We start from the raw sequence: 16,157 nt of genomic DNA, 5'->3' as shown, positions 1-16,157 counted from the left end.
GCAAAGGCGGGGCCCCGGACACGATGGTCCGGGGCCCCAGGCGGATCAGTCCACACGACTAGTCGCGGGGCTTCTCCTTCATCTCGTAGGTCTCGATGACGTCCCCGACCCGGATGTCGCTGTAACCGACACCGATACCGCACTCGAAGCCCTCACGGACCTCGGTCGCGTCGTCCTTGAAGCGTCGGAGCGAATCGACGTTGAGGTTGTCGGAGATGACGACCCCATCGCGGATGAGACGCGCCTTGCCGTTGCGGCGGATGAGACCGCTGCGGACGATCGAACCGGCGATGTTGCCGATCTTGGGCACCTTGAAGACCTCGCGGATCTCGGCGCTGCCGAGCTGGACCTCCTCGTAGATGGGCTTGAGGAGACCCTTGACCGCGGCTTCGACCTCGTCGATGGCCTGGTAGATGACCGAGTAGTACCGGATGTCGACACCCATGCGGTCCGCCAGCTCGCTGTTCTTGCCCTCGGGCCGAACGTTGAAGCCGACGATGATCGCGTCCGCGGACGACGCCAGGTTGATGTCGTTCTGGGTGATCGCACCGACACCGCGACCGATGATCCGGATGCCGACCTCGTCGCCACCGGCGTCGATCTTGAGCAGCGACTCCTCCAGCGCCTCGACGGAACCGGACATGTCGCCCTTGATGAGGAGGAGCAGCTCGGAGCGCTCGCCCTCCTTGATGGCGGACTGCCAGTTGTCGAGGGTGACCCGACGGGCCGACTTCGCCTGCTGGGCGAAGCGCTCGCGCGCCTCACGCTGCTGGGCGATCTGCCGCGCCACCCGGTCGTCCTTGACGACCAGGAAGTTGTCACCGGCGCTGGGCACGTTGGTCAGACCCAGGACCTGGACCGGACGCGACGGCTCGGCCGTCTCCACGCTCTTGCCGTGCTCGTCGAGCATGGCGCGAACGCGGCCGTAGGCGTCACCACAGACGATGGAGTCACCGACGTTGAGCGTGCCTCGCTGGACCAGCACCGTGGCCATGGAACCGCGACCGCGGTCCAGGTAGGCCTCGATGGCCAGACCCTGAGCGTCCATGTCCGGGTTCGCCTGCAGGTCGAGCGCGGCGTCGGAGGTCAGGACGATCGATTCGAGCAGCGTGTCGATGTTCTCGCCCTTGAGCGCGGAGATGTCCACGAACTGGACGTCGCCGCCGTACTCCTCGGCCACCAGGCCGTACTCGGTCATCTGGGCACGCACCCGCTGCGGGTCTGCGCCCTCGACGTCGATCTTGTTGACCGCGACGACGATCGGGACCTCGGCCGCCTTGGCGTGGTCGATGGCCTCGGCCGTCTGCGGCTTGACGCCGTCGTCGGCCGCCACGACCAGCACCGCGATGTCGGTGACCTTCGCACCACGGGCACGCATGGCGGTGAACGCCTCGTGACCAGGGGTGTCGATGAAGGTGAGCTTGCGCTCCTCACCGTCCACGTGGGTGGAGACCTGGTAGGCACCGATGTGCTGGGTGATTCCGCCGGCCTCGCCACTGGAGACGTTGGTCTTGCGGATGGTGTCCAGCAGTCGGGTCTTACCGTGGTCGACGTGACCCATGACGGTGACCACCGGCGGGCGCGGACGAAGTTCGGCGGTGCCGCCCTCGTTCTCGCCGAACTCGATGGAGAAGGACTCCAGGAGCTCGCGGTCCTCGTCCTCGGGGCTGACGACCTCGACCTTGTAGTTGAGCTCTTCACCGAGCAACTGCAGGGTCTCGTCGGGCAGCGACTGGGTCGCGGTGACCATCTCACCCAGGTGCATCATGACCTGGACGAGCGACGCCGGGTTGACGTCGATCTTGTCGCCGAAGTCCGACAGCGAGGCGCCACGGGACAGTCGGATCGACTGACCGTTGCCGCTCGGGATCTTGACGCCACCGAAGGACGGTGCCGCAAGGTCGTGGAACTCCTGACGCCGCTGCTTCTTGGACTTGCGCGCACGCCCGGGACGACCGCCCGGACGACCGAACGCACCGGCCGTTCCGCCACCGCGGCCACGGCCGCCGCCACCGGGACGACCACCGAAACCACCGGGACGCGGACCGCCGCCGCCACCGGGACGCGCGCCCGCCGGGGCGCCGCCCCGACCGCGACCGCCGCCACCGGGACGACCACCGCCGCCACCACGACCGCCGCCCGCGGGCGCGGCCGGACGGGACGAGGGCATGTTCATCGGGCTGGGACGCGGGCCACCGGGACGCGGAGCGCCACCGCCGCCACCGGGGCGCGGAGCACCCGCGGCACCACCCGGACGCGGGGCGCCGGGAGCGCCACCGGGACGCGGAGCACGGTCGCCGCCACCGGGACGCGGGGCACGATCACCCTGCGGGCCGGGGCGCGGGGCACGGTCGCCCTGCGGGCCGGGACGCGGGCCCGGACGGGGACCGCCCGGACGCGGAGCGCCGCCGCCACCCTGCGGGCCGGGACGCGGACCCGGACGCGGAGCGCCGCCGCCACCGGGACGCGGGGCCGGCTTGGAGCCCATGCCGGAGGCGTTGGACGCGAACGGGTTGTTGCCCGGACGCGGGCCCGGACGGGGACCGCCCGGACGCGGAGCGCGGCCGCCGTCACGGCCACCACGCTCACCGCCGCGCTCGCCACCACGCTCACCGCCGCGCTGCGGCCGGTCGCCGCCACGCTGCTGAGAGCCCGCGGCCGGCTTCGGACCCGGCTTCGGCGCGTCGCCGCGCGGGGTCTTGGGCGCCGGCTTGGGGCCGGGCTTGGGCGCGGCCTCGAAAGTCGGCGCCGCGGGCTTGTCGACCGGGGCGGACGGCTTCTCGGCGACCGGCTTGTCCGTCTCCGCCTTGGCGACCGGAGCCGCGGGCTTGGCGGCCGGAGCCGGAGCCGGCTTCGGACCCGGCTTGGGCGCGGGCCCCGGCTTGGGAGCCGCGGGGCGCGCGGAGGCACCGGCGGAGGGCTTGGGGGCCGGCTTGGGAGCCGATCCACCCTTCTTGCCACCGTCGGAGCCATCGTTGAAAGCTTCTTGAAGGCGTCGAACGACGGGGGCCTCTATCGTGGAGGACGCCGAACGAACGAATTCGCCCATCTCGTTGAGCTTGGCCAGCACGGCCTTGCTCTCTACACCGAACTCCTTAGCGAGTTCGTATACCCGGACCTTCGCCACTACTCTCCTTCAGCTTCGGTCCGGGACAGGGGCTTGTGCCGGACCGTCGTTAGCTTGAGTTACTCATCGCTGCGTACTCATCAGGCGCTCATCGCAATCTCGACCTGCTTCCTCATCGCTACACAACAATGGGCCGGCTCATGCGTGCCGACACGGCACAGCACGCCGACCTCGGTCCCTACAACCTCGAGGTCGGCCCAGACATTCCAACCCTATCCGGATAGCGGCGCGCTCAGCCACGTGGGGCGTCGTCGAACAACGACGCCACACGTGAGACGTCCCACCGAGTGGGACCTCCTCCGCTCCGGTTCCGGAAGGCGCGTGACCACGCCCTTCGGCGCTCCGCTAGTTCGAAGCACCTGCGGTCGTGGTGCAGATAGGCTCCGCGCCCCGGACGTCGACCTCGGGTGTCGGGCGTGATGGCCGTGCCCTCGGCCACCAGCCGCACGAGGTCGGACTGGACTGTCCGCGACCGACAACCCACGCACGTTCGCACGGGACGGTCAGGACCGTCTTCGGCCACCATATCGTGTCGAGGCATGGTCGCGACCCGTTCAGCCGGTCGAAGCGGTGTCGTCGGTGTCCTCGACGGGGTCACCGGCCTCTTCTTCGAGGGGTCGGGCGGGCTCCGCGTCGGAGCGGATGTCGATGCGCCATCCGGTCAAACGCGCGGCCAGTCGGGCGTTCTGGCCCTCCTTGCCGATGGCGAGCGACTGCTGGTAGTCGGGAACGACGACGCGTGCCACACGCGCGGCCATGTCGAGGATCTCCACCGAGTTGACCCGTGCCGGGGACAGCGCGTTGGCGACGAACACGGCGGGGTCCTCGGAGTAGTCGACGATGTCGATCTTCTCCCCGTGGAGTTCGGCCATGACGTTGCGAACGCGGCTGCCCAGCGGACCGATGCAGGCACCCTTGGCGTTGACGCCGCCCCGGTTGGAGCTGACCGCCATCTTGGTACGGTGACCGGCCTCACGGGCGATGGCCGCGATCTCGACGGTGCCGTCGGCGATCTCGGGCACCTCCAACTCGAAGAGCTTGCGCACCAGGTTGGGGTGGGTACGCGACAGGGTCACCGAGGGACCGCGCAGGCCCTTGCGGACCTGGACCACGTAGGCGCGCAGGCGCTCACCGTGGGTGTAGTTCTCGGTGGGGACCTGCTCCTGCGGGGGCAGGATCGCCTCGATCTTGCCGAGGTCGACCAGGACGTTGCGCGGGTCCTTGCCCTGCTGGATGATGCCCGACACGATGTCGTGCTCGCGGCCGGCGAATTCGCCCAGGGTCAGTTCGTCCTCGGCGTCGCGCAGCCGCTGCAGGATCACCTGCTTGGCGGTGGAGGTGGCGATGCGACCGAACCCGGTGGGGGTCCCGTCGAACTCGCCGACGACCACACCCTCCTCGTCGGTCTCGGTCACCCAAACGATGACGTGGCCGGTGGAACGGTTCAGTTCCACTCGTGCCTTCTTCTCAGGGCCCTCCTCGCGGTGGTACGCGATCAGGAGTGCGTCTTCGATCGCCTTGGCGACCAGTTCGACGGCGATGTCCTTCTCGCGCTCCAGGCTGCGAAGGACGCTCATGTCAATGTCCACGGGGCTCCCCCTCTAGTCCGCCGCGTCGGTGTCGGCTTCGCGACGGAATTCCACCTGGACCTTGGCCTTGGCGATCTTGTCGTAGGCCAGAGTGCGGGACCGACCCTTGACGTCCAGGGTCACGCCCTGGTCGTCGGACTCGGTCACGCGTCCGGTGAGGTCCCCGCCCTCGACGAGGTTCACCTTCACCAGGCGACCGCGAGAGCGGCGCCAGTGGCGGGGCATCGTCAGCGGACGGTCGACCCCTGGCGAGGTGACCTCCAGGACGTAGGGCGTCTCACCCATGACGTCGGAGGCGTCCAGCGCCTCGTTGACGTCCTGGCTGATCTCGCCGACCAGGTCCAGGTCGACCCCGTTGTCGGAGTCCACGACCACGCGCAGCACTCGACGTTTGCCCGCCGGTGTCAGCTCGACGGCCTCCAGATCCAGTCCGGCCTTGGCCAGGACCGGTTCCAGCAGCTCGGCGATGCGCTCTTCCCGCGCCTGCGCTCCCATGCGTGTCAGCCCCTCAAAACGGCGAAATCCCGCCCGCTCGGCCGTGAGCCGTTGAACGGGGCGGTCCAGCTCTGTACGTAGTCTTCTTCCACTTTCGCGTCGGACGCGAAAGCGCCGCACGTCGCGCACGACGGCGGTTGTCGTGCAAGGGTATCCACTCCCGGGCCTCCTCCAGGTCGCCTCGCTCCTCGGGGCGTGCCTTCGGGTGTGAACGGGGGCCCCTCGCCCCTTTCCCGCGAGGGGGAGCGACCCGGCCTCGGTGCCTCGACCGGCGTGGAAAGATGGGTCCCGACCGCCGCTCGACGGCGGGGGCCGTCGACACCGCCCCGGACGCGGGGCAGGGGGAGGAGACCGCGTGCAGGGGAACGTCAGCCGCCGCACTGTGCTGGGCGTCACGGCGACAGGTGTCGTGGCGGCGGGCGCCGTGGCCGGTCTGAGCGGGTGCGGCACGGCCGACTGGTATCCCTACGACGTGACCCCGGACGTGTCCGTCCTGCGCTCCCTGATCCGGGAGAAGGAGCGGACGGTGGCCCGGTACGAACAGGCGTTGGCCGACGGTGTGGGCCCCGGTGACCTGTTGGAGGGGTTCCGGAAACACCACCTGGCCCACCTGGACGCGTTGTTGGAGGCCCTGCCCGAGGGGGTGGGCCCGTCCGCGGAACCGGAGGAGCCCGAGGGGTCGGGCGGGACGGAGACCGATCCCGGTCCGTCCCTGGACACCGCGGGGCTACGGCTGGTCGAGGTCGCGGCCTCGTCGTCGCGTCTGGACCAGGCGGCGGCCGTGACCGACCCGGGGCTGGCCCAGCTGGTGAGCGCGATCGGCGCCTGTGAGGCCGTGCACGCCCATCTGCTGGACGAGGCCTGAGGGCCCATCGACATAGGCGAGGTAGTCAGGTGAGCGAGACCCCCACCCCGAGCGAGGGCACCGACCCCACGGCCGAAGCCCTGGCGGAGGCGCTGCGCGCCGAGCACGCGGCGGTGTACGGGTTCGAGTTCGTCGGCGGTGCCGCCGGTGACGAGGGACGGCGCGAGCGAGCGTCCACGGCCGCCATGGAGCACAAGGCGCTGCGGGACGCGCTGCGCGACGCCGCCGTCGAACGCGACCTGGAGGCGCCGCCCGCCCTGCCCTCGTACCCGATCCCGGAAGGGCGCGACGGGGACGGCATGGACACGTTCGCGGCCGGACTGGAGGGGGCCACGATGGAGGCGTACCTGTGGTTGACCTCCTCCGGTGACACCGACCTGCGCGTCACCGCCGCGCGGGCCCTGCAGGAGGCGACGCTGCGCTCACTGCAATGGGGCGCCGAACCCGACGCCTTCCCCGGCTTCGAGAGACCCTAGTACCGCGTGGACACAGGTGAGAGGGGCTCCCGTGCGCAGCCGCGGGAGCCCCTCTTCGTGTTCGATTCCCCGTGTCGACGTCCTACTCGGCGCAGGCGGCGACGGTGCGGTCGACGATCTCCTCGATCGGGACGTCGGAACGCTCACCGCTCTTGCGGTCGCGCAGCTCGACCACACCGTCCTTGAGTCCACGGCCCACGATGATCGTGGTGGGGATGCCCACCAGCTCGGCGTCGGTGAACTTCACACCCGGGGCGGCCTTGCGGTCGTCCACGAGCACGCGCAGGCCCTTGGCCTGCAGTTCCCGACCGATGCGCAGCGCCTCGGGGACCTCATCGCCCTTGCCGGTGCCGACGACGTGCACGTCGGCGGGGGCGATCTCACGCGGCCACACGATGCCCTTGTCGTCGTGGGACTGCTCGACGATGGAGGCCACCGCGCGGGAGACACCGATGCCGTAGGAGCCCATCGTGATGCGCTTGGGCTTGCCGTCCGGGCCCAGGGCGTCCACCTGGAAGGCGTCGGCGTACTTGCGGCCCAACTGGAAGATGTGGCCGATCTCGATGCCGCGCGCGGTGTACAGCGTGCCCTTCCCGTCCGGGGAGGGGTCGCCGTCGCGCACGTCGGCGACGTCGATGGTGCCGTCCGGGGTGAAGTCGCGCCCCGCCACCAGGTCGACGACGTGGTGGTCGGCCTCGTCGGCGCCGGTCACCCAGGCGGTACCGGTGGCCACGCGCGGGTCGACCAGGTAACGGACCTTGTTGTCGATCAGGGCCTTGGGGCCGATGTAGCCCTTGACCAGGAACGGGTTGGCGGCGAAGTCGGCCTCGTCGAGGATCTCCACCTCGGCGGGCTCCAGCGCCGCTTCCAGCCGCTTGAAATCGACCTCACGGTCACCGGGAACGCCGACGGCCAGCAGCTCCCACTCCTTGGCACCGGGGACACGAGTCTTGACCAGGACGTTCTTGAGGGTGTCGGCCTCGCTGAAGTCGCGGCCCAGGCCCGCCTCGTTCAGGAAGTCCACCAGGGTCTGGATGGTGGCGGTCGCGGGGGTGTGGTGGACCTTCGCCTCGGGCAGCCCGTCCAGGGGCAGCGCCTCGGGGGCGGGGACCCTCACGGCCTCGACGTTGGCGGCGTAGTCGGACCCGGTGCTGCGCACGAAGGTGTCCTCGCCGGTGGGCGCGACCGCCAGGAACTCCTCGGAGGCGGAGCCGCCCATGGCGCCGGAGGTCGCCGAGACGATGACGTACTCCAGGCCGAGCCGTTCGAAGATCCGGATGTAGGCGGCGCGGTGCTTGTCGTAGGACTCCTGGAGTCCCTCGTCGTCGATGTCGAAGGAGTAGGAGTCCTTCATGTGGAACTCGCGGCCGCGCAGGACACCGGCGCGGGGACGCGCCTCGTCGCGGAACTTCTCCTGGATCTGGTACAGGACGACCGGGAAGTCCTTGTAGGAGGAGTACTCGCCCTTGACCAGGAGGGTGAAGAGCTCCTCGTGGGTGGGACCGAGCAGGTAGTCGGCGCCCTTGCGGTCCTTGAGCCGGAAGAGGGTGTCGCCGTACTCCTCCCAGCGGCCGGTGGCCTCGTAGTACTCCCTGGGCAGCAGGGCGGGGAGCAGGACCTCCTGGCCGCCCATGGCGTTCATCTCCTCGCGGACCACGCGGGAGACGTTCTCCAGGACGAGCTTGCCCAAGGGCAGCCAGCTGTAGACGCCGGGGGCGGCCCGACGAACGTAGCCGGCGCGCACGAGCAGCTTGTGGCTCGGCACCTCGGCGTCCGCCGGGTCCTCACGCAGGGTGCGCAGGAACAGGTTCGACATCCGCAGTAGCACGGCCACTCCTCGGTGAACGCGCCCGGAGAGTCCGGGCGCGATGATCGGAAAAACGTTGGGGGGACCCAGGCTAGCGCCCCGAAGAGGGGATTCGCGCGTCGGTTCCGAAGGGGCCCGCGGTACGCCTACCTTGGAGTGATCTCCACGGCAGAACAGGACGAGGACATGGGCCGACGTGTGCGTGACAGGGTCGAGGCCGAAGAGGAGGTCTCCGTCGTTCCCGGGGTGGACCTGCTCGCCGACGCGGACCGACCGAACTCGTGGTTCCTCCTGGTGGAGGGCACCCCACAGTCGCACGTGGACCTGTCCGACCCCGCCTATCTGGACTTCTCGTACGTGCGACGGATCGCGCACGCGGTCGACCTGGTGGCGCCCGAGGGCGAGGCCGTCGACGCGCTGCACTTGGGCGCCGGCGCGCTCACCGTGGCCCGGTACGTGGCGCACACCCGCTCGGGTTCCAACCAACGCGCGGTGGACGTGGACGCGGCCCTGGTGGAAATGGTGCGGCGCCGGCTGCCCTGGGACCGGCGCGCGCGGCTACGGGTGGGCATCGGTGACGCGCGCGAGTGGATCGGCGCCCGGCACGACTCCAGCGCCGACCTGGTGGTGGCGGACGTGTTCGCGGGAGCGCGGACCCCGGCGCGGTTGACGTCCGCGGAGTTCTACGCCGAGGCGGCCCGCGTGCTGCGACCCGACGGATTCCTGGTGGTCAACGTCGGTGACGGTTACGCGCTGAAGCACACCCGGGCGCAGGTGGCGACGGTGCGTTCGGTGTTGCCGCACGTGGTGATGTCCGCGGAGCCGGGGGTGTTGCGCGGCCGAAGGTTCGGCAACCTGGTGCTGGTGGCGGGCCATCGTCCCCTGCCAGAGGAGGAGTTGGGTCGCGCGGCGCACCGTGATCCCGAGATGGCGCGGCTGGTCGCCGGCGAGGACCTGGACCGGTTCACCTCCGGGTACGCCTCGGTCCACGACACCGACGCGGTGGACTCCCCCGCCCCGCCCGTGGACCTGTTCTGACCACCCTGACCGAACACGGACATAATCCCGCAGACGTACCGAGGATCTCCTAGTGTCTTCGGCATGCCCATCCCCCGCCCCGTCAAGGGCGCCCAAGAGAGCGAACCCGACCACACCTGGGAGGGCCGCCCGCCCCGGTTGTGGCTGCACATCGCCGTGACCTGGACGGTCACCGCTCTTTGCGTGGGAGTGCTCATTCTGGGCGCACTGTGGTTCCTCGGCTTCCCCGAGATAGCCCGACCGGACACACTGTCGTTGCGCGCCTTCGAGGGCGTGGTGATCCGCGCGTTCGCCATCATGGCCGGGCTCAGCGGTATCGCGTTGCTGGTGATCGCCTACCACCGGCAGCGCAACAACAACCTGGAGAACCTGCGGGCGCTCCGAGCAGCAGAGCGCGACGGGGTCAAGCTGTTCAACGACCGGTTCACCGGCGCCTACACCGAACTGGGCAACGAGCAGGCCGCGGCGCGGCTCGGCGCGGTGCACGCGCTGGCGCACCTGGCCGACGACGCGCCCACCCCCGAACTGCGCCAGATGTGCATCAACGTGCTGTGCTCCTACCTGCGCATGCCGCACGCCCCCGTGCCGGAGGGAGACGAGGTCGGCACGGCCGCGCGCCAGGAGTACGAGGCGTTCCGAGAGGTGCGGTTCAGCATCATCCGGGTCATCGGAGACCGACTGCGCGACGAGCACTCCTCCTGGCAGGGTCACCGCTTCGACCTCTCCAACGTGGTCTTCGACGGCGGCAGCCTGCGCGGGGTGCACCTCATCGGCGGCAAGCTGATCTTCGATCGTTCGGTGTTCGGCGAAGGGGAGATGGACTTCCGCTACTCACGAGTCTCCGGAGCCCGGGTGACCTTCCGTGGGGCACGGTTCACCGGCGGCACGGTCAACTTCCGGCACGTGCGCTTCGAGGGTCCCCTCACCGACTTCCACAAGGCCGAGTTCTCGGGCGCGCGGGTCCTGCTCCACAACACGCGGATCGCTCCGGAGACGATGACGTTCACCAGGGCCGGCTTCACCGGTGGACGGGTGGAGTTCCGATCGGAGGGCGAGGGCGGGGAACCCGCGCTCGGGGACCCACCGAACGGGCTGCTCGACGCCGTGGCCGCGGGGGCACCCGGGGTGGTGCGCCTACCGGAGCCCTGGACCGGACCGACTGCGGGGCGGCCCACCGGCTCCCAAGGACCGGCGGCCGGAGAGGACGCCTCCCTTCACGCCCGGTGAGGAATCTGTTCCAGAAAATGACCGGAAGCGGACATCCGGCCCCTTCCGGTCCGGCGAACCCCTAACTTTGTGCGGAGCGCGCCTTTTCCCCAGCGCCCTCCGGGCCGTGGACACACCCCCCTTGTCCCGCCCGGAGGACTTCCGGTCGTCCGGTCCCCGTTCACACCCGGGGACCGGGCGGCCGTCTTCGGTTCCAGGCCGCTACTCCCCCGGGCGTAGTTCCGACCCCCGAGGTCCCTCCCCCGGGATGACGCGATCCCGGAGGGGCGCACCGTACCGTCGGGATCGTGGCAGCACGAACCCTTCCCCGTCCCACCCGCACCGATCTGTGGATCACGGCCATCCTGTTGGCCCTGTCCGTGATCAGTCCCGCGGGCATCGAGGCCTTCGACCCGGTCCCCGGTGACCGGCCCGCCTGGCCCTGGGGTTACGCGCTGATCCTGGTGGCCTGTCTGCCGCTGCTGTGGCGCACGGCCTTCCCTCGCCTGGTCGCCGTCGTCTCGGTGGTGGCCGCCACGATCTACTACCCGTTGGGCTACCCCGACGGCCTGGTCATGTTGTGCACCGCGGTCATGCTCTACAGCGTGGTGCGGTGGGGCCACCGTGCCTTCGGTTGGATCCTGGGCATCGGCCAGTTCCTCGCGGTCAACATCTACGAACTCGTCCTGACCGGCACCTTCCGCCCGGAGGCCGTCGGAATCGTGGCCTGGGTCCTGGTCCTGCTGTGCGTGGCCGAGGTCCTGCGTTGGCGAGCCGAGTACCAAAGGGCCGACCGGGAACGGGAACAGGAGGCGAGCCGCACCCGTGAGGAGGAACTGCTGCGCCGCGCCTCCGAGGAACGCCTCCGGTTGGCCCGCGACGTGCACGACACCGTCGCCCACAACATCTCCCTCATCAACGTGCAGGCCGGCACCGCCCTGTACCTGATGGAGAGCCGGCCCGAGCGCGCCGCCGACGCGCTCACCACCATCAAGCAGACCAGCAAGGACACCCTCACCGAGCTGCGCGCCATGCTCGGGGTGCTGCGGGCCGTGGACGAGGCGGCCCCGCGCTCGCCCACCCCCGGCCTGGACCGGGTGTCGGACCTCGTCGAGGGCGCGAGGGGCACGGGCCTGGAGGTCTTGGTGGAGACCGAGGGCGACGAACGGCGGCTCCCCCAAGGGGTCGAGGGTGTCGCCTACAGGGCCCTGCAGGAATCCCTCACCAACGTCGTCCGGCACGCGCACGCCGAGAAGGCCGTGGTGCGGATCGGCTACGGGTCGACGGAACTGTCACTGGAGATCACCGACGACGGGCGTGGGACGGTGGGACCACCGGCCACCGGCAACGGGATCACGGGAATGCGCGAACGCGCCGCCCTCGTGGGTGGTTCGGTGGACGCCGATCCGCTGGAGGGTGGAGGATTCCGGGTGCGGGTGCGACTACCGGTGGACGCCGGGCCCGTTGGGAAACGGGGTGGACAAGAGTGATCCGGGTTCTGCTCGCCGATGACCAGGCGCTGGTCCGGGCCGGTTTCAGGGCGCTGCTCGACAGCGCGGACGACATCGAGGTGGTCGCGGAGGCCGCCGACGGGGAGGAGGCGGTCCGGCTGGCACTGACAGAGCGCCCCGACGTGATCCTGATGGACATCAGGATGCCGGGGATGGACGGTCTGGCCGCCACCGAGCGCATCCTCGGCGAACCGGCACTGAGCGAGACCCGCGTTGTCATCCTCACCACGTTCGACCTGGACGAGTACATCTTCGACGCGCTGCGCGCCGGGGCCGGTGGGTTCCTGGTCAAGGACACCGAACCGCGCGACCTGCTACAGGCGGTCCGGGTGGTGCACGAGGGGGAGGCGCTGCTGTCCCCCGGCATCACGCGCAGACTGATCGCGGACTTCGCGAGCCGCCCGTCGAAGACCCCGGCCTCCTCGACCCGCCTCAACGGGCTCACCGCCCGCGAACGAGAGGTGTTGGCCCTGGTCGGGCAGGGGCTCTCCAACGACGAGATCGCCCGGGAGCTGGTGCTGAGTCCGGCCACCGCCAAGACCCACGTCAGTCGCACCATGGTCAAGCTCGGGGTGCGCGACCGCGCCCAGCTGGTGGTGGTGGCCTACGAGACCGCCCTGGTCGTCCCCGGCCGACCCCGGGAGTCCTGAGGGTCGGCTCGGGGATGTCCCGTACGCCCGCGGATGTAGCGGGGGGACGTCCGATACACCCCCGGAAACGGGGCGGATGACGCCCCCGGGACGATGTGCGGGACCGGACCCGCGACGGATGCTTCTGCTGTCCCCACCGACGAGAGCAGAAGGTCGCGACCGTGTTCGAAGATCCCCTCATCCTGATGCGACTACAGTTCGGACTCACCGCCGCGACGCACTACATGTTCGTGGCCCTGACCCTCGGTCTGGCCCCCTACATCCTCTTCACCCAGTTGGTCGCGACGCTGCGCGGTGACCGTTCCCGGATGACCGCCGTGCGGTTCTGGGGCGGCCTGTACGTGGTCAACTACGGCATGGGCGTGCTCTCCGGCCTCGTGATGGAACTACAGCTGGCGTTGAACTGGAGCGGGCTGCAGGAGACGTTCGGCTACAGCTTCGCGGCCCCGTTGGCGATCGAGACGATGACGGCGTTCTTCGTCGAGTCGACCTTCCTGGGGCTGTGGATCTTCGGCTGGGACCGGATGGGCCGTTGGGCGCACCTGTTCTGCTTCCTGGTGGTCACCGCCACCGCGTTCTCGTCCGCCTGGTGGGTGCTGGTCTCCAACGGATTCCTGCGCCACCCGGTCGGGTTCGAGATGGTGGACGGGATCGCGCACATGAGCGATCCGGTCGCGATGCTCACCAACCCGGCCGCGCTCTTCGCCTTCGCGCACGTCGTCACCGGAGCGTTGACCCTCGGCGCCCTGGTGGTGGGCGCGGTCTGCGCCCACCACCTGATGCGCGGCCGGGACGACGAGGGTGTCTTCCGTCGGGGGATCGGTTACTCGGCGATCATGATGTGCGTCATGCCGTTCCTGGTGGTGACCTTCGGTGGCATGCAGTTCCAGATCTTCGACGTGGACCCGCCCACCAGTGGGCTGACCTACACCTCCGAACAGATCGAGACGATCGAGACCGCCGGACAGAGCTCCTTCGTCTCGGCCGTCAACACGGCCGGGGACGTCGTCATGATGACCTCCTGGGCGCTCATGTTCTTCGGCGGCCCGCTCATGGTGCTGGTGTTCCCCCTGTTCTCGGAGCGGCGCGGCGCCCTGGGCCGGATGCTGCGGTTGGCACCCGGGTCACAACTGTTCGCCGGCCGCCCCGCCTGGTGGATCCGCTGGTCCCTGGCGCCCCTCCTGGTCGCACCCGTCCTGCCGTACCTGGCGAGCGTGGGCGGCTGGGTGTTCCGAGAGACCAACCGTCAGCCCTGGGTGGTGGTGCACCACCTGACGACCGCCGACGCGGTGACGCCCATGTCCCCCGGTACCGCCGTGGTCTCGTTCACGCTCTTCACCGTCGCCTTCGCCGTCCTGGCCACGGTCACGTACTGGCTCCTGATCCGCTATGGCCGGCGCGGCCCGGAGGGCGGTCCCCTCGCCGAGCGCCGCGAGGTGGAACCCGTGGAGTCCGCTCCCCCCATCCACACTTTCTGACCGAGCCTGCAGGGATGACACCCATGGAACTCTTCGCTTCTCCGCTCCTGACCGCATCACTCCTCGGCCTGTTCGTCGTGGGCTACCTCGTCCTGGCCGGGGCCGACGTGGGCCTGGGCATGCTGATGCCGCACCTGGCCCGTACACCCGAGCAGCGGCGCCGGGTGGTGTCCGCGATCGCGCCCTACTTCCTGGCCTCCGAGGTCTGGTTGGTGGCCGCCGTGGGGGTGATGGCGGGAATGCTCCCGGACGTGGAACACCGGGTGGTCGCCACCCTGTGGCCGGTTCTGCTGCTCCTTCTCGCGGCGTGGGTGCTGCGCGACGCGGGGTTGTGGTTCCGTGCCCGGGTCGACTCCCCCGGCTGGCGGTCCACCTGCGACACCGCGATCGTGACGGGCAGTTGGCTGCTGGCCGGCTCGTGGGGTGTGGCACTGGCGGGCCTGCTCGCGGGCGAGCTCGCCTTGTCGCCCTTCACGGTGGTCTGCGCCGCCACGGTGGTGTCGTTGTTCGCGCTGCGCGGGGCCGCCTTCGGCGCCGAACGGTTGGTGGGCTCCGCCGAGGCCGAGAGCGCGGACGTGGCCGCGCGTGCCACCCGGACCCTGTCCCGGGTCGCGCTGGCCGCGGTCCTGGTGACGGCCGCCGTGGCGGTGGGTCCGGGCGTGGCCCCCATGGTGCGTGTGGAGGCGGCACTGGTGCTGACGGTGGTGGCGGTGGCGGCCCTGGCCGCGACCGCGGGGTTGGCGGGGCCGATGCTCTCGCGGCACACCTCCGCGGTGGCCATCGCGGTTCCGGGGCTGATCGTGGCGTTGTCCGCGGACCTGTCGGTCACCCCGCTCCCGGGCATGACCGGGGTGTTCGTGTGGTCGGTGCTGCTGCCCACGATTCCGGTCATGCTCCTGGGACAGGTTTGGCTGTACCGAATGACGCGCCGACCGGCCGCCGAACCCACCTTCTTCGCCTGACCTTCCGAGTGTGATGACCCAGTTCAGCGACGCGGGGCCGGGCTCTGGGCCCCACGCGATCCCAAGGTCGGGTCGGCGTCGAGGGTCGGTCTCCGGTTGGGAAAGACTCGCGGTGGGAAGTTCAACCTTCGGGAAAGCTCCGAGCCCTTGAGGAGGGACCGTGACCCACTCCCTGATCACGACCCCGCGACAGGCAGGGTGCAGCTGTGGTTCCGGCTGCGGCTGCGGCTGCCAGAGCGGTGGTTCCTGCAACTGCGGCGGAAACTGCGGTTGACCCTCGGGAGACGTCCGGCGGCCACCGGTCTCCCGCCCCCTACCAGTGGGCTGCCCCTCCCCTTGGGGGCAGCCCCTCCGACCTAACGGGTACCGAACGTTCCCGGCGGTTTCGCACGCACCGACTCGCGACAATGGGCAATGATATGTGTACTGTGAGTCACAGCGTTTCCCTGTAGGGAGAGACGCCGGGTACCCACCCGTTGGGGGAGATCAGCGATGCCGCCGTTCACCAGTCCAGCGAACCGGAGGGGACGACCCTCCGAACACGCGCGCCTGCTCCAGTGTGTGCAGGAGATACTGGAACGCTCCGATCGGGCCGTGCCCTGGGATCCGGATACCGTCGGGCTCCCCGACGCCCACTCCGACAGCGCGCTGGCCCGCATCAACGACGTCGCCTTCTACGCGAACGCGCGCGAGGAGGTCACCAACCTGGCCGGCGTGTGCGCGCACCTGCTCCTCCTGCACAGCCCCGACGGGGACGACGGATCCCGGTGTCAGGGCTGTCGGCTCCCCTGGCCCTGCCCGAGCTTCGGTGAGATCTCCCGCCTCCTGGGCTGAGCCCCCGCCCCGCACAACGGACGTCGCCCGCCGAAGTCGGGGCGCGATCCGACTTCGACGGGCGACGGTCTTCTCTCTGCCCGCCGTCGACGACCACCCACGACCGAACAGTCGAGGTG

The 16,157-nt window shown here is 70.1% G+C and carries 14 protein-coding genes; 9 read left to right on the top strand and 5 right to left on the bottom strand.

From position 1 onward, the window contains the following. Positions 1–58 precede the first annotated feature (58 nt). From infB to rimP, 4 genes are all read right to left on the bottom strand, one after another. Complete coding sequence (infB, locus tag ABZ717_RS15455; protein WP_358510165.1) at positions 59–3,127, bottom strand: translation initiation factor IF-2; 3,069 nt, start codon at positions 3,125–3,127, stop codon at positions 59–61. A gap of 232 nt (positions 3,128–3,359) precedes the next feature. After that, on the bottom strand, positions 3,360–3,653 hold the full coding sequence (locus ABZ717_RS15450; protein WP_358510271.1) for a YlxR family protein: 294 nt from the start codon (positions 3,651–3,653) through the stop codon (positions 3,360–3,362). Positions 3,654–3,681: 28 nt separating this feature from the next. Continuing rightward, a complete protein-coding gene (gene nusA, locus ABZ717_RS15445) occupies positions 3,682–4,704 on the bottom strand; it encodes a transcription termination factor NusA (RefSeq protein WP_358510162.1) in 1,023 nt (340 codons plus the stop codon). Positions 4,705–4,728: 24 nt separating this feature from the next. Then, entirely contained in the window at positions 4,729–5,211 is a 483-nt protein-coding gene (gene rimP / locus ABZ717_RS15440; protein ID WP_358510159.1) for a ribosome maturation factor RimP, read from the bottom strand. Positions 5,212–5,566: 355 nt separating this feature from the next. Here rimP and ABZ717_RS15435 point away from each other — a divergent pair, with 355 nt between their 5' ends. Continuing rightward, positions 5,567–6,076 carry a hypothetical protein gene (locus ABZ717_RS15435; protein ID WP_358510156.1) on the top strand — a complete coding sequence of 170 codons (510 nt, stop codon included), beginning with the start codon at positions 5,567–5,569 and terminating at the stop codon, positions 6,074–6,076. Positions 6,077–6,105: 29 nt separating this feature from the next. Beyond that, on the top strand, positions 6,106–6,552 hold the full coding sequence (locus ABZ717_RS15430; protein WP_358510153.1) for a ferritin-like domain-containing protein: 447 nt from the start codon (positions 6,106–6,108) through the stop codon (positions 6,550–6,552). A gap of 82 nt (positions 6,553–6,634) precedes the next feature. Here the strand turns inward: ABZ717_RS15430 and ABZ717_RS15425 are convergent, their stop codons facing one another. Next, on the bottom strand, positions 6,635–8,368 hold the full coding sequence (locus ABZ717_RS15425; RefSeq protein ID WP_358510268.1) for a proline--tRNA ligase: 1,734 nt from the start codon (positions 8,366–8,368) through the stop codon (positions 6,635–6,637). A gap of 177 nt (positions 8,369–8,545) precedes the next feature. Between ABZ717_RS15425 and ABZ717_RS15420 the strand changes: the two genes are divergently transcribed. The 7 genes from ABZ717_RS15420 (at position 8,546) to ABZ717_RS15390 (ending at position 16,038) form a co-directional block, all read left to right on the top strand. Beyond that, complete coding sequence (locus ABZ717_RS15420) at positions 8,546–9,397, top strand: fused MFS/spermidine synthase (protein ID WP_358510265.1); 852 nt, start codon at positions 8,546–8,548, stop codon at positions 9,395–9,397. A 63-nt stretch (positions 9,398–9,460) separates the two neighbouring features. Beyond that, positions 9,461–10,624: a pentapeptide repeat-containing protein gene (locus ABZ717_RS15415; RefSeq protein WP_358510150.1), complete on the top strand. Its 1,164-nt coding sequence runs from the start codon at positions 9,461–9,463 to the stop codon at positions 10,622–10,624. A 287-nt stretch (positions 10,625–10,911) separates the two neighbouring features. Further along, the gene (locus ABZ717_RS15410; protein WP_358510147.1) at positions 10,912–12,093 is read left to right on the top strand and encodes a sensor histidine kinase; all 1,182 of its coding nucleotides are present in this window, start codon (positions 10,912–10,914) and stop codon (positions 12,091–12,093) included. Then, the gene (locus ABZ717_RS15405) at positions 12,090–12,764 is read left to right on the top strand and encodes a response regulator transcription factor (RefSeq protein WP_358510144.1); all 675 of its coding nucleotides are present in this window, start codon (positions 12,090–12,092) and stop codon (positions 12,762–12,764) included. The genes ABZ717_RS15410 and ABZ717_RS15405 overlap by 4 nt, the downstream gene beginning before the upstream one ends. Positions 12,765–12,925: 161 nt before the next feature. Then, positions 12,926–14,242: a cytochrome ubiquinol oxidase subunit I gene (locus ABZ717_RS15400; protein ID WP_358510141.1), complete on the top strand. Its 1,317-nt coding sequence runs from the start codon at positions 12,926–12,928 to the stop codon at positions 14,240–14,242. Between the two features lie 23 nt (positions 14,243–14,265). Continuing rightward, complete coding sequence (locus tag ABZ717_RS15395) at positions 14,266–15,204, top strand: cytochrome d ubiquinol oxidase subunit II (protein WP_358510262.1); 939 nt, start codon at positions 14,266–14,268, stop codon at positions 15,202–15,204. A gap of 561 nt (positions 15,205–15,765) precedes the next feature. Further along, positions 15,766–16,038, top strand: coding sequence for a hypothetical protein (locus ABZ717_RS15390; protein WP_358510138.1), 273 nt, complete (start codon positions 15,766–15,768; stop codon positions 16,036–16,038). Positions 16,039–16,157 lie beyond the last annotated feature (119 nt).

It is taken from the genome of Nocardiopsis sp. NPDC006832 (genome assembly GCF_040635885.1).
Classification (GTDB): domain Bacteria; phylum Actinomycetota; class Actinomycetes; order Streptosporangiales; family Streptosporangiaceae; genus Nocardiopsis.
This window is presented reverse-complemented; position numbering and strand designations above follow the sequence as displayed.